The sequence below is a fragment of the Allobosea sp. BK604 genome, assembly GCF_004341515.1.
Taxonomy (GTDB): domain Bacteria; phylum Pseudomonadota; class Alphaproteobacteria; order Rhizobiales; family Beijerinckiaceae; genus Allobosea.
Map to the genome: position 1 here is coordinate 250,888 of NZ_SLZF01000002.1, position 25,493 is coordinate 276,380.

Genomic DNA, 25,493 nt, shown 5'->3' on the forward strand with positions numbered 1-25,493 from the left:
GGCCGAGCCCCTACTCGCGCTGGACCGCCACGACCTCGCCAGTGCGGCTGATCACGATGCGCATGTCGTCGCCATTGTCGTCGATTCCGACGATGACCCAGCCGCGGCGGCCCTCGCGGACGCGGTCGATCCGAATCAAACCCTCTTCGCGGGCGATGCGCACGGCCTCGTCGGTGGTGATGCTCTCCGGCGCATCGCGGCGATGGCGCGGCGGCTCGATCTCATCCGAGTCCTCGGGCTCCGCCTGCCCGTAGCGCTGACCCTGGCGCGGCGCGACCTCCCCGGGCTCGGTCGAGCGCGGCGCCGGGGTTTCGGGGTTGACCCGGCGATAACGCAATCCGGGCTCGTCCGGCCGGGCCTCGCGATAGCGAGGGACTTGCTGCGGCACCGTCTCGGGCGGGCGCAGCCCCTCCTCTTCCTGCTCCTGCTCCAGATCGGCGCTCTGAGCCAAGGCACTGCCCGCTGGCATGGCCAGCATGGCCGCGACGGCCGTCACGACCGCAAGGGATGCAAGATGAAACATGACGACCTCCCGCCTGATGCGCAGGAGCTTGGCTTCAGATTTCGACGGGATTGCGCATTCTTCGCGGCGGAATTGATGGCTCGGGACCACAACCGGCCACAGGAATGAACAGGGCCGCCTGCTGGCGCAGGCGGCCTGATGGTGGTGGCCGATCAGGCGGCCTCGCCCGTCGTCTGGCCGGCTTCCCAGCCCAGGATGGCGCGCTTGCGCGTCAGGCCCCAATGATAGCCGGTCAGAGCGCCGGACTTGCCGATGACGCGGTGGCAGGGGACCACGAAGGAGATCGGGTTCTTGCCGACCGCCGCGCCGACGGCGCGCGCCGCGCTGGGCTTGCCGATATGGCTGGCGACCTCGCCATAGGTGGTGGCGCAGCCGACCGGGATCCGCAGCAAGGTTTCCCAGACGCGGACCTCGAAATCCGTGCCGATCAGCACGACCCGAAGCGGCGTCTCCGGTGACCAGGCCCTCGGGTTGAAGATGCGGCCCGCATAGGTCCGGGTCGAGGCCGGATCGAAGCGGTAATCGGCATGGGGCCAGCGCCGCATCATGTCGGCCAGCGCCTCGGCCCGGCCGCCGACGACCTTGCCGCCATCGACGCTGGTCGAAACCCAGCCGAGACCGGCGAGACCGCGGTCGGTCGCCACGATCAGCGCCTCGCCGAAGGGCGATTCATGGAAGCCGTAGGAGAGCCGCAAGCCCTCGCCGCCGGTCTTCCACTCGCCCGGCGACATCGCCTCATGTGTCACGAAGAGATCGTGCAGCCGGCCGGGGCCGGACAGGCCGACCTCGTAGCTGGTGTCGAGGATGCTGGCCGAGGAGGCGAGCAGGTGCTTGGCGTTGTCGAGCGTGATCGCCTGCAGGAAGGCCTTGGGCGTCAGGCCGCACCAGCGCCGGAACAGGTGATGCACATCGGTCGGCGTCGCGCCGGCCGCCTCGGCGATCGCCTCGATCGTCGGCTGGTCGCGCCAGTTATGGGTGATATAGGCCAGGATGCGCCGCACCGTGTCGTAATCCGAGCCGGGGGCGGCGATCGGGAAATCCGCCTCGGCGGGGATGGACTGCGCAGCGCGCGCCAGCACGGCGTTGGAGAAGCGGGTCGGGGTCATGGCCGTCTTCATCGCGTTCTGAGCCATCATGATGAACCTCGTGTCTTTCGTCATGACACGAATCTAGGAGCGGCAAGGTGCCGTCTCCACCCGAAAGCTGGCAAGCTCGCCGTCGCCGATTCCCGGGGGATACGAACGATGTCGGAGCATGCCGCGCAAATCACCGGGCTCTATCAGCGGCACGCGCTGGCCTTCGACAAGGCTCGCGGCAAATCGCTGTTCGAACGGCTCTGGCTAGAGCGCTTCCGGGCGCTGCTAGCGCCCGGCGCGACGATCCTCGATATCGGCTGCGGCTCGGGCGAGCCGATCGCACGCCATTTCATCGAGGCCGGGCACGCGGTCACCGGAATCGACGCCTCGCCTGCGCTGATCGGGCTCTGCAGGGAGCGTTTCCCCGCGCAGGACTGGCATGTCGCCGATATGCGCGGACTCGCGCTCCTCGGGCGCCGCTTCGGCGGCCTGATCGCCTGGGACAGCTTCTTCCACCTGACGCCCGAGGACCAGCGCGGCATGTTCGCGGTCTTCACGGGCCATGCCGCGCCGGGCGCGGCGCTGATCTTCACCAGTGGCCCGGCCGAGGGCGAGGCGATCGGCAATTTCGAGGGCGAGCCGCTCTACCATGGCAGCCTGGGGCCCGACGAATACAGGATGCGGCTCGCGGCAAGCGAATTCGAAGTCGTCGCGCATGTCACTGAGGATCCGGACTGCGGCGGCCGCACGATCTGGCTCGCAAAGCTCCGCTGACGGTCGAATTCGTTCAGAAACCAGTTGTAAGCTGTCTGAAATTCTCCTTTAAAATGCGGCGCATACCCTTACGTCAGATATCGCCTGCCCGGCCTTTCCATGAGCGAACTATCCGACCTCCTTTCCGTCAGCAGCGACCTTGAGGCCTTCCCCAAGGACGTACCTTACGACGTCCCCCTGACGGATCTGGAGGAACTGGCGCTCGACCTCTCGATGGCCCGCGGCATGGACGAGATCATGGCCGTGGTGCGCCAGAGTGCCCGAGCCCTGGTCGGCGCCGACGGCATCACCTTCGTCCTGCGCGAAGGCGACAAATGCTACTATGCCGACGAGGATGCGATCGCGCCGCTCTGGAAAGGCCAGCGCTTTCCGCTGGAGGCCTGCATTTCCGGTTGGGCGATGAACCATCGCGAGGTCGTGGTCATCGAGGACATCTATGCCGATGACCGCATTCCGCATGCGGCCTACCGGCCGACCTTCGTGCGCAGCCTCGTCATGGTGCCGGTCCGGCGCGACGACCCGATCGGCGCGATCGGCGCCTATTGGGCGACGCAGCAGCGGCCGCCCGAAGAAAGCGTCACCATTCTCAAGCGCATCGCCAACAGCGCCGCCGTGGCGATGACCAATGTCGCGCTCTTCAACGCACTGCTCGCCGCAAAGGAAGAGGCAGTGCAGGCCAAGGACGCCATCATCCTGGCCATGGCCTCGCTGGCCGAGACGCGCGACAACGAGACCGGCAACCATATCCGCCGCACCCAGCACTATATCCGCGCGCTCGCCGAGGCCTTGCGCGAGCGCGGCCTGCATGCCGCCGAACTCGACGACCAGATGATCGAGCTGCTCTGCAAATCGGCGCCGCTGCACGATATCGGCAAGGTCGGCATCCCCGACCGGATCCTGCTCAAGCCGGGCAGGCTCGACACCGACGAGTTCACGGTGATGAAGACCCATGCCGAACTCGGACTGCGGGCCATCGCCGAAGCCGAGCGCCATATGGGCGGCTCCAGCCTGTTCTTCAGCCTGGCCAAGGAGATCGCCCATACCCATCACGAAAAATGGGATGGCTCCGGCTATCCACGGGGCCTGAAGGGCGAGGCGATCCCGCTGAGCGGGCGCCTGATGGCGATTGCCGATGTCTATGACGCGCTGGTGAGCGAGCGGGTCTACAAGTCGGCGATCCCGCATGACCAAGCGGTCGCGATCATGGCAGATGGGCGCGGCCGGCATTTCGACCCGGCGCTGACCGATGTCTTCATCGAAATCGCGCCGAGCTTCGCCAGCATCCACCGCGAGTTCGCGGACAGGTCCTGACGCAGCCGATCAGCCGAGGCTCTTGGCGCAGTCGATGACGGTGTCCGCCACCGGGCGCGGCGCGAAACCGAGTACTCGGTGCGCCTTCTCCGCAGTCAGCGGAAAGCGGCGCCCCAGCAGCGGGGCGAGCCCCCTCAGCTGCGGCATGAACGGCAGGAGAAGCTTCACGACGACATTCGGCAGGGTCCGTGACGGCACGCGCGCACCGCGCTGGCCGAGCCGGGAGCGCAGCACGCCTGCGATCTCCACCATCCACATGAACTCGCCGGCGGCGATGAAGCGCTGACCGGCCGCCTCGGGCGTGACCATGGCGCGGATATGCAGCTCGGCAAGGTCGCGCACATCGACCACCCAGAAGCCGAGTTTCGGCAATGCGGACGGCTTACCCTCCAGCAGGCGCTGGATGATCTGCACCGAGCCGAGATTGTCCCGCGTCAGGAGCGGACCGAACACGGCGCCCGGCAAGACGGTGACGAATTCGGTCGCTCCGCCGGATTCCGCCATGAAATCCCAGGCCGCACGCTCGGCCAGGATCTTCGAGACCCGGTAGGCATCGAATTGCGGGTCGTCGGGATCGGCCCAGACCGTCTCGTCACTCGTCCGCTCGGAGGCCAGCGGCGGGCGGGCCGTGGCTGCGGCGGAGGTCATCACCACGCGCTTCACGCCGGCCTTCACAGCGGCGCGAAGCACGCGCAGCGTGCCGTCGCGCGCCGGCGCCACCAGGGCATGGCGATCGCCGGAAGAACCGTCCCCGAGCGGCGAAGCGACATGCAGGACGTCGTCGCAACCCGCCATCGCGGCGTCCCAGCCATTGTCCTGCATCAGGTCGGCAACGGCGAAGCTCAGCCGGTCGGTCGGCGCGCCGGCCGAGGCGATGACGGCTCGAACCGAAGGCTCCTTCGACAGGCTGCGCAAGGTGGTCCGGACGGCATAGCCACGCTTCAGCAGCGCGACGATGCACCAGCCGGCGACGAAGCCGGTTCCGCCGGTGACAAGGACGGTTTCAGCCATTGTGCCTCCCGATCGGGGAAGGGGATGAACCGGACTCATGCCTGTGCTGCCATTGCTTGGGATGAGCGGCGCAGGCCGCCGAACGGTTGGCGCCGCGTGATCCGGTAGACTGACGCCGGAGGAAGGTTGCGGATGGTTCCGCCGATGCGCCTGGCCTTGAGGCCGAGCCGGTCGAGGATCGCACGCGGCACCGGACAGCGCGGCCCGTAGGTGAACTGGTAGAAGCCGCCGCCTGGACGGATGGACAGGAAGGCTCCGGCCAGGATCGCCATGATCTTGCGCGGCGGCATCGAGAGCAGCGGCAGGCCGCTGACAACCGCAGCGACATTCGCGGCCGGGAATAGATCGTAGCTGGCGAGCTGCGAGGCATCCATCCAGAGCACGCGCGCCTGCGGAAAGCGGTGCTCGAGCAGGCGGGCAAAGTCGGAGCCGTATTCGACGAGGGTGAGGTCGTTTTCCCTGAGGCCGCGCTCGAGCAGCGCCCGTGTGAAAGCGCCCGTCCCGGGACCGAGCTCGAGGACCGGACCGTCGCCCGGAACGATTTCACTCGTCATCAGACGAGCGAGCGCATCTCCCGAGGGGGCGACGGCCGCGACGCGCAACGGGCTCGCCACCCATGACCGGAAGAACTGGAGATAGTCCGAGTAGAGGCAGACGGCCGTCACGGGTGCGATCCCTTTTTCGAGGGAGACGGCGCGACCAGCCGCTTTGCCGTCCATGTCTGCACCCGTATACTTAGGGATCGGATGAAAGTCTACAGGTGTAGATAAAATGACCAAGGCCACCCCTATCGATGCGGCCGACCGCCCGCGACGCCGCGATGCCGCCGCGACCCGCGCGGCCATTCTCGCCTCGGCGCGACGCGCCTTCGCGGAGGCCGGCTATGACGGGGCGGGCGTGCGCGAGATCGCGGCCGGGGCCGGCGTCACGGCGATGCTGGTCAACCGCTATTTCGGCTCGAAGGAGAAGCTGTTCGCCGAGGTGATCGCCGCCACTATGGCGGCGCCGACGATCCTGACGCCGCAGAATCTCGCATCTCCCCGGCTCGGGGAGACGATCGCCCGAACGCTGGTCGAGATCACCAGGACGGGCGACACCCCGCTCGAAGGCTTCCTGATCATGCTGCACTCGGCCTCCAGCAAGCGCGCGGCGGAGATCGGGCGCGAGCAGATCGAGCATGGTCACCAGAAGACGATGGCGTCCGCATTGCGGGGTGCACTCGCGCCCGAGCGCGCCGCGCTGATCCTGTCGATGGTCGCGGGGATCCAGGTGATGCGGCAAATGATGGGGCTGCCTGCCCTGGCCAAAGCCGAGCCGGAGGCGCTGGTGAAGCTGCTCGCCCCGCTGTTCCAGCAGCTCATCGACGGCGATACCGAGGCGAGCGGGCGCTGACTTCGCCCGGCCCTTTCGTCCGGCGCCGTCAGCTCTGGGCGGCCTCGTAATCCGGTCCGCGCCGCGCGCTCGCCAGCGCCGAGCCGAGCGCATCGGCGAAGCCGGCCCGTTCCTGCGGCGAGAGCGCCGAGGCGATCGAGGTGCTGCGGCCGCGCGAGACGAGGTTCAGCCCGAGCAAGCCGTAATCCTGGTCATGCTCGCGCTCCAGCCGGGTCCAGGCCGGGTTGGAGCGCCAGACGGCCTCCTTGCCGTGATGCGAAACCTTGCGCAGCAGCACTTCGAGCGGCGTCACGACGATCCGTTCGAAGGCGCGGGCCGCACGGAAGTTGACGTGGAAGGCGATGAAGAGCGCGAGCACGTCGATGCCGAAGAATCCGGCCACCGGCCAGGCGCCGAGCACGACGAACGGGATCGAGGAGACCACGCTGGCGAGGCAGACCAGCGTCATCACGATACGGAAGCCGCTGACCCCGAGCGAGCGATGCGGCGTGATCGTGGCGTCGAAGACCGGGCGCTCCGCTTGCGCTGCGTGCGCGGCGATCGCCTCGCCGGAATCGGGCTTGCCCAGGGACATCCGGCGATTATAACGCCGCCATGAGCGAGAGGAACAGGCCTGTGAGCCCAAGCCCCAGGCCGAAGACAATCACGACGCCGCGACCACGCAAGCCGGCCGAGATCCGCGAGATCTTCGAACGTTTCCGCTCCGCCAATCCTGAGCCCAAGGGCGAGCTCGAGCATACCAACCCGTTCACCCTGCTCGTCGCCGTCGTGCTCTCGGCGCAAGCAACCGATGCCGGCGTCAACAAGGCGACGCGCAAGCTGTTCGAGCTCGCCGACACGCCCGAGAAGATGCTGGCGCTTGGCGAGGACAAGGTGCGCGATCTGATCAAGACGATCGGGCTCTACCGCAACAAGGCCAGGAACGTCGTCCTGCTCAGCGAGAAGCTGATCGCCGAATTCGGCAGCGAGGTTCCGATGAGCCGCGAGGCGCTGGAAAGCCTGCCCGGAGTCGGCCGCAAGACCGCCAATGTCGTGCTCAACATCGCCTTCGGCGAGATCACGCATGCGGTCGACACCCATGTCTTCCGCGTCTCCAATCGGCTGCGCATCGCGCCCGGCAAAAACGTCCTGGCCGTGGAGATGGGGCTGGAGAAGGCGGTTCCGGCCGAATTCGGCCGCCATGCGCATCATTGGCTGATCCTGCACGGACGCTATACCTGCAAGGCGCTCAGGCCCGAATGCGAGCGCTGCATCCAGAACGACCTATGCGACTCATCCGACAAAAGGGTCGCTTGACGCTACTTCCGCGATAGGCTCACCTCTGCCGCACAGGCGCTCCGGACGCTGACCCAGGCGATCCCCAAAAGAGAGCGCGAGGCCAGAGGAAATGCGGGAGATTGCCATGATCAAGCAGATGATTCTTGCTGCCGGCCTGGCCGTTGCGGCCATGGGCGTGTCGTCGGCCGCCCTCGCCCAGGCCAAGGGGCCGGTGATCGGCGTCAGCTGGTCGAACTTCCAGGAAGAGCGCTGGAAAACCGACGAGGCCGCGATCAAGGCGGCGATCGAGAAAGTCGGCGGCACCTATCTCTCGGCCGATGCGCAATCGTCGCCGGCCAAGCAGCTCACCGATGTCGAGAGCCTGATCTCGCGCGGTGCCAAGGCAATCATCGTGCTGGCGCAGGATGCGCAGGCGGTTCGCCCGGCCGTGCAGAAGGCGGTGAACGAGGGCATCGCCGTCGTCGGCTATGACCGGCTGATCGAGATCCCGCAGGCCTTCTACCTGACCTTCGACAATGTCGAGGTCGGCAGGATGATGGCGCGCGAGATCCAGAAGGCGAAACCTGAGGGCAACTACGCGTTCATCAAGGGCTCCAGCGCCGATCCCAACGCCAATTTCCTCTACCAGGGCTCGATCGAGGTGCTGAAACCCGCGATCGACGCCGGCAAGATCAAGAATGTCGGCGAGGCCTTCACCGATGGCTGGCTGCCGGCCAACGCCCAGCGCAACATGGAGCAGATCCTGACGCGCAACTCGAACAAGGTCGACGCCGTGGTCGCCGCCAATGACGGCACGGCCGGCGGCGCGATCGCCGCGATGGCGGCGCAGGGGCTCGCCGGCTCGGTGCCGGTCTCCGGCCAGGACGCCGACCGCGCGGCGCTGAACCGCGTCGCGCTGGGGACTCAGACCGTGACGATCTGGAAGGATGCGCGCGAGCTCGGGCGCAACGCGGCGGAGATCGCCATCAAGCTCGCCGGCGGTGCCAAGCTCACCGAGATCGCCGGCGCGAAGAGCTGGAACGAGGGTCCGACCAAGCAGGCCATGACCGCGCTCTTCCTGACGCCCGTGCCGGTGACCAAGGACAATCTCAACGTCGTGATCGAGGCCGGCTGGGCGCCGAAGGCTGCTGTCTGCCAGGGCGTCGCCCCCGGCAAGGCCAAGGCCTGTGACTGAGATCGCACCCGCGCAGGCTCCGGGACAGAGCGCCCGGAGCCTCGCCGACCGGCTGCGCGAGATCGAGTTCGACCCGCGCATGATCGGCATGGTGCTGGCGCTGGCGGTGATCTGGCTCGGCTTCGACTGGCTCTCGGGCGGCGCCTTCCTCACGCCGCGCAATCTCTGGAACCTCTCGGTCCAGACCGCCTCGGTGGCGGTGATGGCCTGCGGCATGGTGCTGGTCATCGTCACCCGCAATATCGATCTCTCCGTCGGCTCCATGCTCGGCTTCGTCGGCATGGTTACCGGCCTCGTGCAGGCGCGGCTCCTGCCGGAGATGATCGGCTTCGAGCACCCGGCGACCTGGCTGATCAGCATCGCCGTCGCAATTGCGCTCGGCGGGCTGATCGGCCTGTTCCAGGGCGCGCTGATCGCCTATCTCGCGATCCCCTCCTTCATCGTCACGCTCGGCGGGCTTCTGGTCTGGCGCGGCGCGGCCTGGTGGGTGACGCAGGGCCAGACCATCGCGCCGATGGATTCACGCTTCAAGCCGCTCGGCGGCGGTATCGAGGGCGCGATCGGCACCAGCGCCTCCTGGGCGATCGGCCTGCTGATCTGCGCACTGATCCTCGTCGGCATGGCATTCGCGCGGCGCCGGCGGCGCAAATTCGGGTTCAGCCTGCGGCCGCTCTGGGCCGAGATCGCCATGGCCGCGCTGAGCTGCGGCATCGTGCTCGGCGCCGTGCTGATCGCCAATTCCTATGCACTGCCCGCCGGCATCGCCCGTCGCCTCGTCGAGGCGCGCGGCCAGGTGTGGCCGGAGGGCGGGCTGATCATCGGCCATGGGCTCGCCGTGCCCGTGCTGCTGGCACTCGCCGTCGGGGTGGCAATGAGCTTCCTGACCAAGAGGCTGCGCTTCGGCCGCTATGTCTTCGCCATCGGCGGCAATCCGGAAGCGGCGCAGCTCTCCGGCGTCAACACGCGCAAGGTGTTGATGCTGGTCTTCGGGCTGATGGGCGCGCTCGTCGGCATCGCCGCCTGTATCTCGACGGCACGGCTCGACGCCGCCACCAACTCGGCCGGCACGCTCGACGAGCTCTATGTCATCGCCGCCGCGGTGATCGGCGGGACCTCGCTTGCCGGCGGCATCGGCTCGGTCACCGGCGCGATGCTGGGCGCCCTGGTGATGCAATCGCTGCAATCGGGCATGGTGCTGATCGGACTGGACACGCCGCTGCAGAACATCGTCGTCGGCCTCGTGCTCGTCGTCGCCGTCTGGCTCGACGGCATCTATCGCCGCAAGCTGAGCTGAGGGAGGAAGCCATGAGCCTCGCTGAAGCCCGGCAACCCGCCACCACCCCGCTGGTCGAGATGCGCGACATCTCGATCGCCTTCGGCGGCATCAAGGCGGTCGACACCGTCAGCGTCCACCTTCACCCGGGCGAGGTCGTCGGCCTGCTCGGCCATAACGGCGCCGGCAAGTCGACGCTGATCAAGATCCTGTCCGGCGCCTATCGCGCCGATGCCGGCGAGATCCTGATCAGCGGCGAGTCGGTCTCGATCTCCTCGCCACGCGACGCCAAGCGCCACGGCATCGAGACGATCTACCAGACGCTGGCGCTGGCCGATAATGTCGATGCCGCCGCCAATATCTTCCTCGGCCGCGAGCTGCTGACGCCGTGGCGCACGCTCGACGACAGCGCCATGGAGGCCGAGACCCGCAAGGTGATGGGCCGGCTCAACCCGCATTTCCGCCGCTTCAAGGAGCCGGTGAAGGCGCTGTCCGGCGGCCAGCGCCAGTCGGTCGCGATCGCGCGGGCGATCTATTTCAACGCCCGCGTGCTGATCATGGACGAGCCGACGGCGGCGCTCGGCCCAGCCGAGACCAAGCAGGTCGCCGACCTCATTCTCGAACTCAAGAAGCAGGGCATCGGCATCTTCCTGATCAGCCATGACCTGCACGATGTCTTCGATCTCGCCGACCGGGTCAGCGTGATGAAGAACGGCCGCGTCGTCGGCACCGCCCGCACCAGCGACGTGACGCAGGACGAGGTGTTGGGGATGATCATCTCCGGCAAATGCCCGGCGGGGGCCGTGCCCGGACCGGGCGCGCTACGGGGCTAGCCTGCCTGAAAACCCGCCAAATGACGGTGCTCGGCATCAGATCAATATAGTTGACTAGGAAATCACATCGAGATAGTTTCCTAGTCAATCAATGAGGTCTCGATGGTACCGCCTCCGTCCGTTTCTGATCTGACCGTCCATATCGGCTTCTGGCTGCGAATGGTGTCCAACCATGTTTCCCATGCTTTCGCGGCCAAGCTGGCTGACAAGGAGGTGACGGTCGCCGAATGGTGCCTGATGCGCAGCCTTTATGCCACGGAGCCGATGCCACCCAGCCGGGTCGCGGACGAGATGGGCATGACGAGGGGCGCGATCACCAAGCTCGCCGACAGACTCATCGCGAAGTCGCTGGTCGTGCGCGCAGCCAACGCGAATGATGGCCGCGCACAGACATTGGCCCTGACGAAGCGCGGGACGGACCTCGTGCCGGTGCTCGCGGCGCTCGCAGATCGCAATGACGCTGAATTCTTCGACGCGCTGACGGCTGATGAACGAAGGACGCTGGAGCGTCTTCTGAAGAGCCTGGCCGAGCGCGGCCACATGACCGCAATCCCGGTCGAATGAACGCGGGCGAGCCTCATCACGGAGAAACAGCGATGGACGATCAACAGAAGAGCGCCGCCCGGACCTGTCTTGAAGCAGCCGCGGGCAACAGCATGACCTTTCCACAAATTGTAGGAACGTTGATGAAAGCCGGCTTCGAAAGCTATGCGATCGACTTCCGGCGGGCGACCGCGACTTACTACCTGCCTGACGGGGAGAGCATCGAGCTGCCGACCCATCACATCCACGCGGCCGTCGCGCCGATTTTCGATGCCGCCCTGGTACAGGCTGCGATCAGGGAAGCGCAGCAACTGGTGCCTGGATATACGTACAAGGGTTTCTGCGAGAAGGTCGTGGCAGCGGGGTGTGCCGGCTACATCGTGTCTTTCTCCGGCCGCCGCGCGCTCTATATCGGCCGCACCGCCGAAACCCACGTCGAACAATTTCCAAATCAATAGGCAACGCGCACTCCCCGCCATGCCCGGCCTGTCCGACCATGGCGGGAGGAACTCAGGAAAACCGCGCTTCCGGGTCCGGAATCACACCCGGCTTCGCCAGGAAGTCGAGGTCGCAGCCCTCGTCGGCCTGCAGCACATGCTCGATATGGAGCATGCCGAAGCCGCGCTCGTAATGCGGCGGCGGCGGCGTCCATTCCGCGCGGCGCTTCTCCAGTTCGGCCTCGTCGACCAGCAGGTCGAGCACGCGGCCCTCGACATCGAGCGAGATCAGGTCGCCGTCGCGAACGAAGGCGAGCGGGCCTCCGACGCGGCTTTCCGGGCAGACATGCAGGATGCAGGTGCCGTAGCTCGTGCCGGACATGCGCGCATCGGAGATGCGGACCATGTCGCGCACGCCCTGCTCGAGCAGCTTCTTCGGGATCGGCAGCATGCCCCATTCCGGCATGCCGGGCGCGCCGACCGGGCCGGCATCCTGCAGCACGAGCACGCTGTCGGCCGTCACCGGCAGGTCGGGATCGTCGATGCGTGCGAGCATGTCCTTGAAATTGCGGAAGACGACGGCCGGGCCGGTATGCTTCTGCAGGCGCGGATCGGCGGCGGCGCGCTTGATCACCGCGCCGCGCGGGGCGAGGTTGCCGCGGATGACGACGAGGCCGCCGGCGCCGTAGACCGGATTCTCCGCCGGCCGGATGACGTCCTCGTTGAAGACCGTCGCATCCGCGATGTTCTCACCCAGCGTCTTGCCTGTGACGGTCATGCAGGAGAGGTCGAGATGATCCTCCAGCCGCTTCAGCAGGGCGAGCAGCCCGCCGGCATAGTAGAAATCCTCCATCAGATACTGGCCGCTCGGCTGCACGTTGCAGAGCACCGGTACGGATTCGCTGGCGGCGCCGAAATCGTCGAGCGTCAGCTCCAGCCCGAGCCGGCGCGCCATGGCGATGAGGTGGATCAGCGAGTTGGTCGAACCAGAGAGCGCCATGTCGGCGATGACGGCGTTGAGGAAGCTCGCGCGCGTCACCATGCCCTTCGGACGCAGATCCTCCCAGACCATCTCGACGATGCGGCGCCCGCACATCGAGGCCATCTGCGAATGGCGCGCATCGACGGCCGGGATCGAACTCGCGCCCGGCAAGGTGAAGCCGAGCACGTCGACGAGGCTCGTCATGGTCGAGGCCGTGCCCATCGTGTTGCAGGTGCCGGGCGAGCGCGACGTGCCCTCGCCGAAGGCGCGCCAGGTCTTCTCGTCGATCTTGCCGGCGCGGAAATCGGCCAGCGCCTTCCAGGTGCTGGAACCGGTGCCGAGATTCCAGTTCTCGCGGAAATGGCCGCGCAGCATCGCGCCGGCCGGCACGAAGATCGCGGGGATGTTCATCGAGGCCGCGCCCATGATCAGGCCCGGCGTGGTCTTGTCGCAGCCGCCGAGCAGCACGACTCCATCGATCGGATGCGAGCGCAGGATCTCCTCGGCGTCCATGGCCAGCAGGTTGCGGTAGATCAGCGTGCTTGGGCGGACATAGGTCTCGCCGACGCTGAGCGTCGGCATCACCACCGGGAAGCCGCCCTCCTGCCAGATCCCGCGCTTGATCTCCTCGATGCGCTGCGGGAAATGCGTGTGGCAGCTATTCAGGTCTGACCAGGTCGAGAGGATGCCGATGACCGGCTTTCCCTGAAAATCCTCGCTCGTATAGCCCATCTGCTTGGTGCGGTAGGACTTGTGGTTGCCCGGCTGGCCGGAGGCGCCGAACCATGTCTGGCTCCTGAGATCCTTGAGCTCGATTTTCCTGGTCATTCCGTGCCGTCGCGAGTGAATGAGGACCGATGCGGCAGCGGGCATCTCGTCCCGGCGCGCCTGTTTTCCGGTGGCACCGCAATCGCGTTGGCCGGCCGGGCAGCGTCACTAAGGGCGCGCCTCCCGATATTGTCAACAAGATAGTTGACTATGATGGCACCATCAACGAAGCTGCCGCCAACAGAACAGGAGATGGCGCGTTGCAACGACCATCGGCTCGGGAGGAGGCGGATCTGGCAGGGACCGGCAGGGCAGCCGGCGCCATTCCGCATGCATGCGCCGCCCCGTTTAGCCGCGCCAACGTCTAGGCCCGGCCCATGGAGAATTTCGACTTCAGCTCGGTCTTTGCCGCGTTCGATCAGCTCATGATCGGCGCCGGGCTGACGCTGCGGCTCACCGTCCAGGCCGTGATCCTCGGCATGGTCGTCGCGATCGTCGGCGCCTGGGCCAAGACCAGCGGCCCGAACTGGTCGAAGAGCGTGGTCAATGTCTATGTCGAGGTGATCAGAAACACGCCCTTCCTGCTGCAGCTCTATTTCTTCTTCTTCGGGCTGCCGGCGCTCGGCTTGCGACTGACGCCGAACCAGGCCGCGCTGCTGACCATGGTGATCAATCTCGGCGCCTACGCCACCGAGATCGTGCGCGCCGGCATCGAGGCGATCCCGCATGGGCAGATCGAGGCCGGCAAGGCGCTCGGCTTCCGTCCCCTGCAGATCTTCCGGCTGATCGTGCTGCCGCCGGCGCTGCGCATCATCTACCAGCCGCTCGCCGGCCAGTTCACCATGGTGCTGCTCGGCTCCAGCGTGGTCTCGGCGATCTCGGCGAACGAGCTGACCTCGGTGGCGAACTCGATCCAGGCCGCCAATTTCAAGACCTTCGAGACCTATCTCGTCGTCACCTTCATCTACCTGATCATGGTGCTGGTGTTCCGCGCCCTGTTCAACCTGATCTACACCCGCAGCTTCGGCAGCCATACGCAGACCAACAGGGTGCCCGGCCTATGATCCGGGAGCTCAACGTCAACGACTTCATCTACATGCTGAGCGCGGCGCGCTGGACGCTGCTGCTGTCAGTGCTGGCGATCGTCGGCGGCGGCGTGGTCGGCGTCGGCATCCTGGCGGCCCGGCTCTCGCGACTGAGATTCGTCCGCCTGATCGCCTTCGGCTACATCCAGTTCCTGCAGGCGACGCCGCTCCTGATGCAGCTTTTCCTGGTCTTCTTCGGCGGCACGCTGATCGGCATCCGCTTCGACCCGTGGACGGCGGCGCTGATCGCCTTCAGCCTGCACGCCTCGGCCTTCGTCGGCGATATCTGGTACGGCAGCGTCGAGGCGGTGCCGCGCGCGCAATGGGAAGGCGCCTATTCGGTGGCCCTGTCGCGGCCGAAGACGTTTCGGCTCGTGATCGCGCCGCAGGCCTTGCGCATCGCCATTCCGCCGACGGTCGGCTTCCTGGTGCAGCTGATCAAGGGCACCTCGCTCGCCTCGATCATCGGCTTCGTCGAGCTGGTCCGCGCCGGGCAGTTCATCAACAACTCAACGCTGAAGCCGCTCTTCGTCTACGGCTTCGTGGCCTGCGTCTTCTTTGTGATCTGCTGGCCCTTGTCGAAATGGAGTCAAGCGCTCGAGGCCAGGCTGGCCAAGGGCTACGCACGCTAGAGCATTTTCGAGCGAGGTGGAAACCGGTACGCGTGAATAAAATACGATAAAACAAAGAGATAGAGAATTTTTGCGTTTCGGAGAACCGCGGAAATCCTCTAGGCGACAGTAAAACCAACGCCTTGGGAAACGACACCAAAGGGAGGACTTAAAATGCTCAGAAAAGCACTTATCGCAGTGGCCATGGCGGCCAGCGCCATGCTGGCAACGGCGCCAGCCAAGGCGCAGTCGGTCGACGAGATCGTCAAGCGCGGCGAGATCGTCATCGGCATCGATCTCACCAACCCGCCCTGGGGCTTCCTCGACGAGAAGCAGGAGCCGACCGGGTTCGACCCCGCCTATGCCAAGCTCGTCGCCGACAAGCTCGGCGTGAAGCTCAAGATCGAGCGGGTGAACAGCCCCGGCCGCATCCCCTTCCTGCAGAGCGGGCGCATCGACATGGTGCTGTCGACGCTCTCGATCACCGCCGAGCGCGCCAAGCAGGTCTGGTTCACCTCGCCCTACGCGCCGAACCCCCTGATCCTGATCGCACCGAAGAGCACGCCCTTCACATCGATGGCGGAGCTCAAGGGCAAGCGCATCGCCGTGCCGCGCGGCAGCCCGCAGGACATCACCGTGACGCGCGACGCCGTCGGCGCCGAGATCCTGCGCTTCGAGGACGATGCCAGCGTGCAGCAGGCGCTGCTCACGGGCCAGGCCGATTTCATCGGCGGCGGCCTACTCACCCCCGCCGCACTCAACAAGATGAGCCCGGGCAAGGACTATGAGGGCAAGTTCACGCTGAACGCGCTGTATATGGGCATGGCGGTGAAGAAGGGGAATGCCGACCTGCTGCAGTACCTGAACACCTTCGTCTTCCTGACCAAGCAGAGCGGCGAAATCGACGCGCTGACCCGCAAGTTCCTGAACGTGCCGGTGGGCGAGCTGCCGGTGTTCTGAGCGACGCTCGGACTTGACGATATCCGCCCGGCGCCGGCACCCCGCCCGCGCCGGGCTCTCCGCGAAAGAGCTGGGCCATGCGCACGATCAAGGGACCGGGCCTGTTCATCGCCCAGTTCATCGACGCCAACGAGCAGCTCTCGAGTCTCGACGGCATCTGTGCCTGGGCCGCCTCGCTCGGCTTCAAGGGCCTGCAGGTCCCGACCTGGCAGAGCCATATCCTCGATCTCGCCAGGGCGGCCGGGAGCCAGGCTTATTGCGACGAGATCCTCGGCACGCTGGCGAAGCACGGCCTCACGCTGACCGAGCTGACCTGCCAGCGCCACGGCCATCTGCTTGCGGTCCATCCGGCCTATGATGCGACGGTGGACGGCTTCGCGCCCGCCGCCATGCGCAACGATCCCGAAGCACGGGCGGACTGGGCCAAAACCCAGCTCCTGCTCGCTGCCGAGGCTGCGAAGCGACTGGGCGTCGACAAGATCGTCAGCTTCAGCGGCTCGCTGCTCTGGCCCTATTTCTATCCCTACCCGCCCGCGCCCGCGGGGCTGGTCGAGGCCGGCTTCCGCGAACTGGCGCGGCGCTGGCGGCCGATCCTCGATGCCTATGACGAGGCCGGCATCGATCTCTGCTTCGAACTGCACCCGTCCGAGGACCTGCATGATGGCGCGACCTTCGAGCGTTTCCTGGCGCTGGTCGATAATCACCCGCGCTGCAACCTGCTCTACGACCCCAGCCATTTCCTGCTGCAGCACATGGACTATCTCGGCTTCATCGAGATCTATCATGAGCGGATCAAGGCCTTCCATGTGAAGGATGCCGAGTTCCGGCCCTCGGCCAGGAGCGGCGTCTATGGCGGCTATCAGGACTGGGCCGGGCGGCCCGGCCGCTTCCGCAGCCCCGGCGACGGGCAGATCGATTTCCGCACGATCTTCTCGCTGCTCACGGCGCATGGCTATGACGGCTGGGCCTGCCTGGAATGGGAATGCTACCTCAAGGAGCGCTATCGCGGCGCTGCCGAGGGCGCGGCGTTCATCGCGGACCATATCATCCCGGTCACCGAAGCCGCCTTCGACGCGCCGATGAAACCGGCGATCGACAACGCCCGTATCGCAGGCGTGCTCGGCCTCAAGGGCGGGGCGCGATGACCAGGCCTGTCGTCCTGCTCGATCCGCATCCGCGGCTGCGCGAGCGCTTTCTCGATGCCGGGCAATGGCAGCGGCTGAACGAGATGGCTGAGGTGATCGAGGATGCGGCCGCGCCGATGTCGGACGCGGTGCTCGAGCGCTTCCTGCCAGAGACGGTCGCGATCATCGGGCAGACGGCGCTGCCGGCTGAGCGGATCGCGCGGGCACCGAAGCTACGCGCCCTGATCAATGTCGAGGGCAATTTCTATCAGAATGTCGACTATGCCGCCTGCTTCGCGCAGGGCGTCTCGGTGCTTTCGATCGCGCCGGCCTTTGCCGTGCCGGTGGCGGAGATGTCGCTGGCGCTGGCGCTCGATCTGGCGCGCGGCGTGACCGTGGCCGACGCCTCGGTCCGGGCCGGCGGCGAGCTCTATGGCTCGGCCGGCAACGCCCATGCCGTGCTGCTCAGCGGTGCCCGGGCGGGAATCATCGGCTACGGCAATATCGGCCGCGCCTTGCGCAAGCTGCTCGCCGGCTTCTCGATGCGGGTGCAGGTCTACGATCCCTGGCTGCCGGGCAACGTCCTGCGCGATGAGCAGACCGAGCCGGTCTCACTGGAGACGCTGCTCGCGACCTCGCAGGTCATCTTCATCCTCGCCGGCGTGACCTCCGAGAACCAGGGCTTCCTCGGCCGCAAGGAGCTGGAGCTGATCGCACCGGACAGCATCGTCGTGCTGGTGAGCCGGGCCGGCGTGATCGATTTCGACGCTTTTGCCGCGCTCACTGAGGTCGGCCGTTTCCGCGCCGCGACCGATGTGTTCCCGGTCGAGCCATTGCCGGCCGACAGCCCGATCCGCCGCAGCAGATTGCTGCTCTCGCCGCATCGCGCCGGCGGCATGCCGGCGTCCATGCATGCGATCGGCGAGATGGTGCTCGACGATCTCGGCCTGATCCTGCGGGGCCTCCCGCCGGTGCGCCTCCAGCAGGCCCGTCGCGAGACGATCCTGAAAATGCGCAGCCCGCCGGCGCAGAGCTATCTCAAGCCGACGGCTTCGGCCTGAGCAGAGCCATCTTCGTTCCCCCACCACCCGAAAGCTCCACCATGTCCAAGACTTCGCTCTCCGCCCTGATGGGCAAGAACGCGCGCCTCATCCCGGTGCTGCATGTCGAGAACCCCGATCACGCCGTGCCGCTCGCCGAAGCGCTGGTCGGCGCCGGCGTGATGGCGCTCGAGGTGACGCTGCGCAGCGAGGCGGCGCCCGAGGTCATCGCCCGCATGCGCAAGGCCGTGCCGCAGGCGATCGTCGGCGCCGGCACTGTCACCAAGCCCGAGCAGTTCGCCAGGGTCCGCGACGCCGGCGCGCTCTTCGCGGTCAGCCCGGCGCTGACCGAGCGCCTGGCCGAGGCATCCGAGAACGTCGACATCCCGCTCGTGCCCGGTGCGGTCACCCCCTCCGAAATGCTGGCTGCGCGCGAACTCGGATTCCACGAGCTGAAATTCTTCCCGGCCGACCTGATGGGCGGCACAGGCATGATCAAGCACGTGCTGCCGCTCTATCCCGATATCCGCTTCTGCCCGACCGGCGGCATCAGCGACGACAACATCATGAGCTATCTCGAACTGCCCAATATCTTCGCCGTGGGCGGCGCCTGGCTCGCGACGCGCGACGCCATCGAAGCGGCGGACTGGAAGGGCATTGCCGAGCGGGCGCGCAAGTCGGTGGCGGTCGCGACCAAGGGCTGAAGGCATCGGTTCCGCTCTGCCGTCATGCCCGCCCTCGTGGCGGGCATCGACGTCTCGACCGTGCCCCGCAAGCAGGGACTTGGAGGGTCGGGACAAGCCCGACCATCACGGGCGGAATGAGCGCGAACTCCGTCGCCCAAATCATCAACCAAATTGTTGACAGGATTTTCGACAGTCTCTAAGGACTCGCCGGACAGATGAGTGCCGCCCCTGCGGATCTCCGACGACGGAGCGCAGGCCACGCGCAGCAAGCGATGGCACCGGACCCGAGGACATCCAGGAGACCACCATCATGAAAACCTCGCTGCTTCGGACGACCGGCCTCGCCCTGCTCGCCGCCTGCCTGACTCAGGCCCCTGCCCAGGCCGAGCCGCGGCTCACCGTCATCTCGCAATGGAGCGCCGGCGCCGAGGGCGCGGCGATGGACGCCTTCGGCAAGATGGTGACCGAGAAGGGCGTGAAATGGGAGCACAGCCCCGTTTCCGGCTTCACCACCGACATGATGAACAAGCTGCGCGCCGACATCATCGCCGGCAAGCCGCCGGCCGCCTCGCAGCTCAAGGGCCCGGAGATCAAGGCCTGGTCGGCGATCGGCGCGACGGTGAACCTGAACGACGTGGTCAAGGCGACCGATTACGAGAAGAACATCTCGGCCGACCTCGCCAAGATCCACAAGCCGAAGGGCGACTGGATCGCGCTGCCGCTGCAGATCTACCGCGTCAACACGCTCTTCGCCTCGAAGAAGGCGATGGACAAGGTCGGGGCGACCGAACTGCCCAAGACCTGGGACGAGTTCAACGCGCTCGCCGCCAAGATGGCCGCCGCCGGCATCACGCCCGTCGCCCATGGCGGCATCGGCTGGGCCGACGCGATGTATTTCGAGCTGACGCTCGCCGGCATCTCCGCCGACGCCTATCGCAAGGCGATCATGGAGCTCGACGACAAGGCGCTGCGTGGCCCTGAAGTGCTCGCCGCCTTCAAGCAGCTGCGCCAGCTCACCAAATGGATGAGCCCGTCCAATGCGGGCCAGCACTGGAGCGTGTTCCTGCCGGCGCTGATGAAGGGCGATTACGGCTTCCTGATGATGGGTGGCTGGGCTTCCGGCGTCCTCAAGAAGGGCAATTTCGAGGAGGGCAAGGACTTCCTCTGCGGCCCGACGCCGAACAACACCGGCAAGCCGGTCTTCGACATGAACGCCGACGGCATGATCTTCTGGGACACGAAGAATGCCGATCTCCTCGCCGGGCAGAAGGCGACGGCGCAGGTGGCGATGAGCAAGGAATTCGCCAAGACCTTCACGCAGATCAACGGCTCGATCCCGGTGCGCACCGATATCGACCTGGCGGATGCCGGCTTCCAGGATTGCCAGCGCGACGCCGCCAAGAACCTCGCGGGCGCCATCCAAGCCAATCAGGCGATCATGAGCCTCGGCCACAACATGGCCCAGACCAGCCCGGTGACCGCAGCTCTCCGCGATGTGCTCACCGAGTTCGTCCATAACGACAAGATCACGCCGGAAGAGGCGCAGAAGCGCCTCGCCGACGCCGCCGACACGGTGCGCTGAGCCCGGCGCCCGCATCGCCATGACCCAGACCGCAACCACGATGCAGGCGGGGCAGACGCGCCCCGCCCGGACGGCCCCGCGCCGCTCCTGGCTCAGCGATATTCCGGATCTGCTGACCCGGATCGTCGCCGGGCTGATCGCGGCCGCGGCGGTGAGCTACGTCGTCGGCTTCACGCTCTGGACGGTGGTGATCTCGTTCACGGATTCGACGCTGCTGCCGGAATACAGCTTCGTCGGCTTCAAGCACTATTTCACGCTGCTGCGCAGCCGGGTCTGGCAGGTCGCCTATTTCAACCTGACGATCTACGGGCTCGGCTTCATCCTCGGCGCGACCGGCCTCGGCCTGCTGCTGGCGATCCTGATCGACCAGAAGATCCGCGCAGAGAACCTGCTGCGCACGATCTACCTCTATCCGATGGCGCTCTCCTTCGTCGTCACCGGCACGGTCTGGGCCTGGCTGCTCAACCCGACCATCGGCGTCGAGCATTTCGTGCGCAGCCTCGGCTGGGCGCAGTTCAATTTCGGCTGGCTGGTCGATCGGGACATGGCGATCTACTGCGTCGTGATCGCGGCGATCTGGCAGGCCTCGGGCTTCGCCATGGCGCTCTTCCTCGCCGGGCTGCGCTCGCTCGATGCCGATCTCTACAAGGCCGCCGCCATCGACGGCGCGAGCCCGGCACGGATGTATCTGCGCATCATGGTGCCGGCGATCTGGCCGATCGTCGTCTCCGTGCTCGTCATCCTGCTGCAGACCGCGATCAAGACCTACGATCTGGTGCGGGCCTTGACCGCCGGCGGCCCGGGCATCGCCACGACGCTGCCGACCAATGTCGTCTACGACTACATGTTCCAGCGCGGCCTGATGGGCGCAGGCTCGGCCGCTGCCGTGATGCTGCTGCTCTCGCTGCTGATCGTGCTGCTGCCCTATGCGCTCTTCCAGCGCCTGCGCCGTGGCAAGGGAGGCGGCCATGGTTGAGGCCCGTTCGCTCTCGGCCCGCGGTGGCCGCATCCTGCTCTACGCCATCCTGATCGCGTTTGCGGCCTTCTACCTGACGCCGCTGATCGTGGTGATCCTGAACTCGTTCCGCAGCTTCCAGGAGATCACCCAGACCTCGGTGCTCGGCTTCCCCAAGGAGTTCCGGCTCGACAACTGGGTCCAGGCCTGGGGCTCCTACTGCATCGCCGGGATCTGCTCGGGCATCAGCCCGTATATGTGGAACTCGCTGCTGATCGCGGTCCCGGCGACGCTGATCTCGACGCTGCTCGGCGCCATGAATGGCTACCTGCTCTCGCTCTGGCGCTTCCGGGGCGCGGGCCTGATCTTCGGCATCATCACCTTCGGCGTCTTCCTGCCGGCACAGATGAAGCTGGTGCCCTGGGCGATCACGCTGCGCGATCTCGGCCTCTCCAACACGCTGGCCGGACTCGTCCTGATCCATGTCGTGCAGGGCATGAGCTTCACCACGCTGTTCTGCCGCAACTACTACGTCAACGTGCCGCAGGACCTGATCAAGGCGGCCAAGGTCGACGGCGCCGGGTTCCTGCAGATCTTCTGGCGCATCATCCTCCCGCTTTCGCCGCCGATCCTGATCGTCACCGTGATCTGGCAGTTCACCGGCATCTGGAACGAGTTCCTCTATGGCATCACCTTCTCGGAAGGCTCGGCCCGGCCGGTGACGGCGGCGCTGATGGCGCTCAGCGCCAATATCGCCCAGGCGCGCGAATACGGCATCGAAAGCGCCTCCGTGCTGATCGCCGCCCTGCCCACGCTCCTCGTCTACCTGTTCGGCGGCAAGTATTTCGTGCGCGGCCTGACGGCCGGCGCGGTCAAATAGGTCAAGCCCATGTCAGCCCTATCCGTCGAAAAGCTGCGCGTCCGCTTCGGCTCGGTCGAGGTCCTCAAGAGCGTCGACCTCGCCATCGAGAGCGGCGAGTTCATCGTGCTGGTCGGCCCGTCCGGCTGCGGCAAGTCGACCTTGCTGAACGTCATCGCCGGGCTCGAGCAGGCGACCGAGGGGCGCATCGAGATCGGCGGCCGCGAGGTCACCGGCGTTCCGCCCAAGGACCGCGACATCGCCATGGTCTTCCAGACCTACGCGCTCTATCCGGCCATGACCGTGCGCGGCAACATCACCTTCGGCATGGAATGCCGCGGCGTGCCCAAGGCCGAGCAGAAGGAGGCGGTCGCACGTGTCGCCAAGCTCCTGCAGATCGAGCATCTGCTCGATCGGAGGCCGGGCCAGCTCTCGGGCGGCCAGCGCCAGCGCGTCGCCATGGGCCGGGCACTGGTGCGCGACCCAGTGCTCTTCCTGTTCGACGAGCCGCTCTCCAATCTCGACGCCAAGCTGCGCGTCGAGATGCGCATGGAGATCAAGCGCCTGCATCAGCGCATCGGCACCACCATGGTCTATGTCACCCATGATCAGGTCGAGGCGATGACGCTGGCGACACGCATCGCGGTGATGAATGGCGGCGTGATCCAGCAATTCGCCGATCCGCAGACGATCTACGACCAGCCGGCCAATCTCTTCGTCGCGCGCTTCATGGGCTCGCCGCCGATGAACGCGATCCCCGCCAGGCTCGCGGCCTCGGGCAGCGAGATTGCCGCCATGGTCGGCCCGGATGCGGCCACCGCCGTGCCGCTGCCCAACGCGACCGCAGCGATGAAGGATTGGGTCGGCCGCGAGGTCGTGCTCGGCATCCGGCCGGAATGCATCACGCTTCCCGACGGCGAGCAGCCCGGCAAGCCGGCGGCCAGCCTGCCGGCGACGGTCGAGATGATCGAGCCGACCGGCGCCGAGACCATGGCGCTGATCCGCGTCGGCCAGAGCGAGATCATGGCCCGGATGCGTCCGGATGCGCGTCCGGCTGTCGGCTCGGTCGCGAGCTTCGCGCTCGATACCGCCAAGGCCTGCCTGTTCGACCCCAAGACGGAAAGCCGGATCGCATGACGCCCCGCGGACATTATCCCGACCTTGCCGGCCGCGTGATCCTGATCACCGGCGGCGCCTCCGGCATTGGCGAGGCGCATGTCCGCGCCTTCGCGGCGAGCGGCTGCAAGACCGCCTTCATCGACAAGCAGGAGGAGGCCGGCAAGGCGCTCGAAGCGAGCCTGCGCGGCGAGGGCGCGAACATCGCCTTCGTTGCCTGCGACCTGCTCGATATCGCGGCGCTGGGAGCGGCGATCGACCAGATCGGCGAGACCCTCGGGCCGGTGCACGGGCTGATCAACAACGCCGCCGTGGACCAGCGCCACGATGTCGACGCCATGCAGCCGGATGATTTCGACTGGATGATGAGCGTCAACCTGCGCCATGCGGTCTTCGCGGCGCAGCGCGTGCTGCCGCAGATGCGTAAGCTGGGCGGCGGCTCGATCGTCAATACCAGCTCCGTCGCCTGGATGCGCGGCATCGCCAATGTGCCGCTCTACAGCGCCGCCAAGGCGGCGGTGATCGGCTTCACCAATTCGCTGGCGCGCGCCGCCGGGCCGGACCGCATCCGCGTCAACGCGATCGCGCCAGGCTATGTCGCGACGCCGCGCCAGCGCGCGCTCTGGCACGATCCCGAGGCCGAGAAGCGCACCATCGCGCTGCAATGCCTGCCCGACCCGATCGTGCCGCAGGACATTGCCGAGACCGCCCTGTTCCTCTGCTCGGACGCGGCGCGGATGATCACCAAGCAGTGCATCACGATCAACGGCGGCTCGCTCTAGCCATGCCAAAAGCTCAACCATACCGGGCGTAAATTTAGCCGCCAGGATTGTTGACAAAAAAGTCGATAATGACAGGATCGCCGGAGGTTGAGCGGCTTGATGCCGGACACGCCATCCGTGCCTCCACCCCAAACGAAGGAAGCCAGCGATGACCAAGATCCGCGCCGTCCGCGCCCGCAGCATCAGCATTCCGCTCGACAAGGTGACCTCGCTTTCCAGCCGCCGCGTCGTCGAGCGCCACTATGGCGTGGTCGAGGTCGAGGGCGATGACGGGCACAAGGGCATCGGCTTCTGCTATGTCGGCAGCGGCGGCGGCCTGCTCTTCGCGGAAGCGGTGCGCTCGCTCCTGGCGCCCGTCCTGATCGGCGAGGATCCGTATCGCGTCGAGGGTTTGTGGCAGGCGATGTACCAGGAAGCGCTGCTTCAGGGCCGCGCCGGCACCGTGGTCCGCGCGATCAGCGCGCTCGACACCGCGATCTGGGACCGCAATGCCCGCGCCGCCGGCCTGCCGCTCTACAAGTTCCTCGGCGCGGTCAAGGACAGCGTCCCCGCCTATGCCAGCGGCGGCTATTACGTCGACGGCAAGACGGCGCAGCATCTCGCCGACGAGATGGGCGGCTATGTCGACGAGGGCTATAGCGCGGTGAAGATGAAGGTCGGCCGCTTCGACCTCGCCGCCGAGGAGGAGCGCATCGCCGCGGTGCGCGAGCGCATCGGCCCCGACACCATCCTGATGCTCGATGCCAACAACGCCTGGTCGGACCTGCCGACCGCGCTCCGCTTCGCCCGGATGTACGAGCAGTACGACCCTTATTTCCTCGAGGAGCCGTTCAGCCCGGACGATATCGACAACCATGCCCGCCTCGCCCAGCAGATCGGGATGCCGGTCGCGACCGGCGAGATCGAGGTCGGGCGCTGGCGCTTCATGGAGCTGATGAGCAAGGGCGGCGCCGCCATCCTGCAGACCGATGCCTGCGTCTGCGGCGGCATCAGCGAGTTCCGCCGCATCGCGGCGACCGCCGCGAGCTTCGGCATCACGCTCTGCCCGCATTGGTTCCACGACCTGCATGCCCATCTCGTCGCGGCCACCTCGAACGCCCGCTATGTCGAGTTCTTCGCCGACGACCAGGTGCTGAACTTCCGCCGCCTCGTCGATACGCAGCTCAGCGTGCGCAAGGGCATGATCGACCTGCCGCAGCGGCCGGGCCTCGGCTTCGATTTCGACGCCAAGGCGCTCGACACCTACGCCATGGGGCCCTGGACCGAGCTGCGCTTCGCTGCCGGCAAGGCTGCCTGATCCTCACATAGCGACTGGAAG

The 25,493-nt window shown here is 66.7% G+C and carries 27 protein-coding genes; 21 read left to right on the forward strand and 6 right to left on the reverse strand.

All coding sequences use genetic code 11. The features are described 5' to 3' along the window. Positions 1–10 precede the first annotated feature (10 nt). Together EV560_RS06655 and EV560_RS06660 are read right to left on the reverse strand one after the other, a co-directional pair. Positions 11–523 (reverse strand): hypothetical protein, encoded by a 513-nt coding sequence (locus EV560_RS06655; protein WP_131854955.1) that lies wholly within the window; start codon positions 521–523, stop codon positions 11–13. Positions 524–675: 152 nt separating this feature from the next. Then, positions 676–1,602: a methylated-DNA--[protein]-cysteine S-methyltransferase gene (locus tag EV560_RS06660; protein WP_465246990.1), complete on the reverse strand. Its 927-nt coding sequence runs from the start codon at positions 1,600–1,602 to the stop codon at positions 676–678. A gap of 165 nt (positions 1,603–1,767) precedes the next feature. Between EV560_RS06660 and EV560_RS06665 the strand changes: the two genes are divergently transcribed. Both EV560_RS06665 and EV560_RS06670 read left to right on the forward strand, forming a co-directional pair. Continuing rightward, complete coding sequence (locus EV560_RS06665) at positions 1,768–2,373, forward strand: class I SAM-dependent DNA methyltransferase (RefSeq protein WP_131854956.1); 606 nt, start codon at positions 1,768–1,770, stop codon at positions 2,371–2,373. A 99-nt stretch (positions 2,374–2,472) separates the two neighbouring features. After that, positions 2,473–3,684 (forward strand): HD-GYP domain-containing protein, encoded by a 1,212-nt coding sequence (locus EV560_RS06670; protein WP_131854957.1) that lies wholly within the window; start codon positions 2,473–2,475, stop codon positions 3,682–3,684. A gap of 9 nt (positions 3,685–3,693) precedes the next feature. On the opposite strand, the gene EV560_RS06675 is transcribed toward EV560_RS06670, so the two are convergent. After that, positions 3,694–4,695, reverse strand: a complete 1,002-nt coding sequence (locus EV560_RS06675) for an SDR family oxidoreductase (RefSeq protein ID WP_131854958.1) — start codon at positions 4,693–4,695, stop codon at positions 3,694–3,696. 35 nt (positions 4,696–4,730) lie between these two features. Next, a complete protein-coding gene (locus EV560_RS06680; RefSeq protein WP_248311925.1) occupies positions 4,731–5,360 on the reverse strand; it encodes a class I SAM-dependent methyltransferase in 630 nt (209 codons plus the stop codon). A 106-nt stretch (positions 5,361–5,466) separates the two neighbouring features. On the opposite strand from EV560_RS06680, the gene EV560_RS06685 reads away from it, so the two are divergent. Further along, the gene (locus EV560_RS06685) at positions 5,467–6,087 is read left to right on the forward strand and encodes a TetR/AcrR family transcriptional regulator (RefSeq protein WP_131854959.1); all 621 of its coding nucleotides are present in this window, start codon (positions 5,467–5,469) and stop codon (positions 6,085–6,087) included. A 28-nt stretch (positions 6,088–6,115) separates the two neighbouring features. Here the strand turns inward: EV560_RS06685 and EV560_RS06690 are convergent, their stop codons facing one another. Further along, positions 6,116–6,661 carry a DUF2244 domain-containing protein gene (locus EV560_RS06690; RefSeq protein ID WP_131854960.1) on the reverse strand — a complete coding sequence of 182 codons (546 nt, stop codon included), beginning with the start codon at positions 6,659–6,661 and terminating at the stop codon, positions 6,116–6,118. 41 nt (positions 6,662–6,702) lie between these two features. Between EV560_RS06690 and nth the strand changes: the two genes are divergently transcribed. From nth to EV560_RS06720, 6 genes are all read left to right on the forward strand, one after another. Further along, positions 6,703–7,383 (forward strand): endonuclease III, encoded by a 681-nt coding sequence (nth, locus tag EV560_RS06695; protein WP_348982194.1) that lies wholly within the window; start codon positions 6,703–6,705, stop codon positions 7,381–7,383. Between the two features lie 106 nt (positions 7,384–7,489). Continuing rightward, positions 7,490–8,539, forward strand: coding sequence for a D-xylose ABC transporter substrate-binding protein (xylF, locus tag EV560_RS06700; RefSeq protein WP_131854962.1), 1,050 nt, complete (start codon positions 7,490–7,492; stop codon positions 8,537–8,539). A 1-nt stretch (position 8,540) separates the two neighbouring features. Continuing rightward, complete coding sequence (locus EV560_RS06705; RefSeq protein ID WP_465246991.1) at positions 8,541–9,833, forward strand: sugar ABC transporter permease; 1,293 nt, start codon at positions 8,541–8,543, stop codon at positions 9,831–9,833. 11 nt (positions 9,834–9,844) lie between these two features. After that, on the forward strand, positions 9,845–10,645 hold the full coding sequence (locus EV560_RS06710; RefSeq protein WP_131854963.1) for an ATP-binding cassette domain-containing protein: 801 nt from the start codon (positions 9,845–9,847) through the stop codon (positions 10,643–10,645). 102 nt (positions 10,646–10,747) lie between these two features. Beyond that, positions 10,748–11,209 carry a MarR family winged helix-turn-helix transcriptional regulator gene (locus tag EV560_RS06715; RefSeq protein ID WP_207907963.1) on the forward strand — a complete coding sequence of 154 codons (462 nt, stop codon included), beginning with the start codon at positions 10,748–10,750 and terminating at the stop codon, positions 11,207–11,209. A gap of 32 nt (positions 11,210–11,241) precedes the next feature. Beyond that, positions 11,242–11,646, forward strand: coding sequence for a DUF1398 domain-containing protein (locus EV560_RS06720; RefSeq protein WP_131854964.1), 405 nt, complete (start codon positions 11,242–11,244; stop codon positions 11,644–11,646). A 52-nt stretch (positions 11,647–11,698) separates the two neighbouring features. On the opposite strand, the gene araD is transcribed toward EV560_RS06720, so the two are convergent. Continuing rightward, a complete protein-coding gene (gene araD, locus EV560_RS06725) occupies positions 11,699–13,435 on the reverse strand; it encodes an L-arabinonate dehydratase (RefSeq protein WP_131854965.1) in 1,737 nt (578 codons plus the stop codon). A 317-nt stretch (positions 13,436–13,752) separates the two neighbouring features. Here araD and EV560_RS06730 point away from each other — a divergent pair, with 317 nt between their 5' ends. The 12 genes from EV560_RS06730 to EV560_RS06785 all read left to right on the forward strand — a co-directional run bounded on the left by EV560_RS06730 (position 13,753) and on the right by EV560_RS06785 (position 25,472). Next, positions 13,753–14,439 carry an amino acid ABC transporter permease gene (locus EV560_RS06730; protein WP_131854966.1) on the forward strand — a complete coding sequence of 229 codons (687 nt, stop codon included), beginning with the start codon at positions 13,753–13,755 and terminating at the stop codon, positions 14,437–14,439. Then, the gene (locus EV560_RS06735; RefSeq protein WP_131854967.1) at positions 14,436–15,092 is read left to right on the forward strand and encodes an amino acid ABC transporter permease; all 657 of its coding nucleotides are present in this window, start codon (positions 14,436–14,438) and stop codon (positions 15,090–15,092) included. Before EV560_RS06730 ends, EV560_RS06735 begins: the two co-directional genes overlap by 4 nt. Before the next feature lie 153 nt (positions 15,093–15,245). Further along, entirely contained in the window at positions 15,246–16,031 is a 786-nt protein-coding gene (locus EV560_RS06740; protein ID WP_131854968.1) for a transporter substrate-binding domain-containing protein, read from the forward strand. A 77-nt stretch (positions 16,032–16,108) separates the two neighbouring features. Continuing rightward, a complete protein-coding gene (locus EV560_RS06745) occupies positions 16,109–17,176 on the forward strand; it encodes a sugar phosphate isomerase/epimerase family protein (RefSeq protein ID WP_131854969.1) in 1,068 nt (355 codons plus the stop codon). Next, positions 17,173–18,216, forward strand: coding sequence for a hydroxyacid dehydrogenase (locus EV560_RS06750; protein ID WP_131854970.1), 1,044 nt, complete (start codon positions 17,173–17,175; stop codon positions 18,214–18,216). The genes EV560_RS06745 and EV560_RS06750 overlap by 4 nt, the downstream gene beginning before the upstream one ends. A 41-nt stretch (positions 18,217–18,257) precedes the next feature. After that, a complete protein-coding gene (gene eda / locus EV560_RS06755; protein WP_131854971.1) occupies positions 18,258–18,899 on the forward strand; it encodes a bifunctional 4-hydroxy-2-oxoglutarate aldolase/2-dehydro-3-deoxy-phosphogluconate aldolase in 642 nt (213 codons plus the stop codon). Positions 18,900–19,191: 292 nt separating this feature from the next. Further along, positions 19,192–20,463, forward strand: coding sequence for an ABC transporter substrate-binding protein (locus EV560_RS06760; RefSeq protein WP_131854972.1), 1,272 nt, complete (start codon positions 19,192–19,194; stop codon positions 20,461–20,463). 19 nt (positions 20,464–20,482) lie between these two features. Further along, positions 20,483–21,439, forward strand: coding sequence for a carbohydrate ABC transporter permease (locus tag EV560_RS06765; protein ID WP_131854973.1), 957 nt, complete (start codon positions 20,483–20,485; stop codon positions 21,437–21,439). Then, positions 21,432–22,298 carry a carbohydrate ABC transporter permease gene (locus EV560_RS06770; protein WP_131854974.1) on the forward strand — a complete coding sequence of 289 codons (867 nt, stop codon included), beginning with the start codon at positions 21,432–21,434 and terminating at the stop codon, positions 22,296–22,298. The genes EV560_RS06765 and EV560_RS06770 overlap by 8 nt, the downstream gene beginning before the upstream one ends. 9 nt (positions 22,299–22,307) lie before the next feature. Then, entirely contained in the window at positions 22,308–23,414 is a 1,107-nt protein-coding gene (locus EV560_RS06775) for an ABC transporter ATP-binding protein (protein WP_131854975.1), read from the forward strand. After that, complete coding sequence (locus EV560_RS06780) at positions 23,411–24,175, forward strand: SDR family NAD(P)-dependent oxidoreductase (protein WP_131854976.1); 765 nt, start codon at positions 23,411–23,413, stop codon at positions 24,173–24,175. Before EV560_RS06775 ends, EV560_RS06780 begins: the two co-directional genes overlap by 4 nt. A 148-nt stretch (positions 24,176–24,323) precedes the next feature. Next, positions 24,324–25,472 (forward strand): mandelate racemase/muconate lactonizing enzyme family protein, encoded by a 1,149-nt coding sequence (locus tag EV560_RS06785; RefSeq protein WP_131854977.1) that lies wholly within the window; start codon positions 24,324–24,326, stop codon positions 25,470–25,472. The last annotated feature ends 21 nt before the right edge of the window (positions 25,473–25,493 follow it).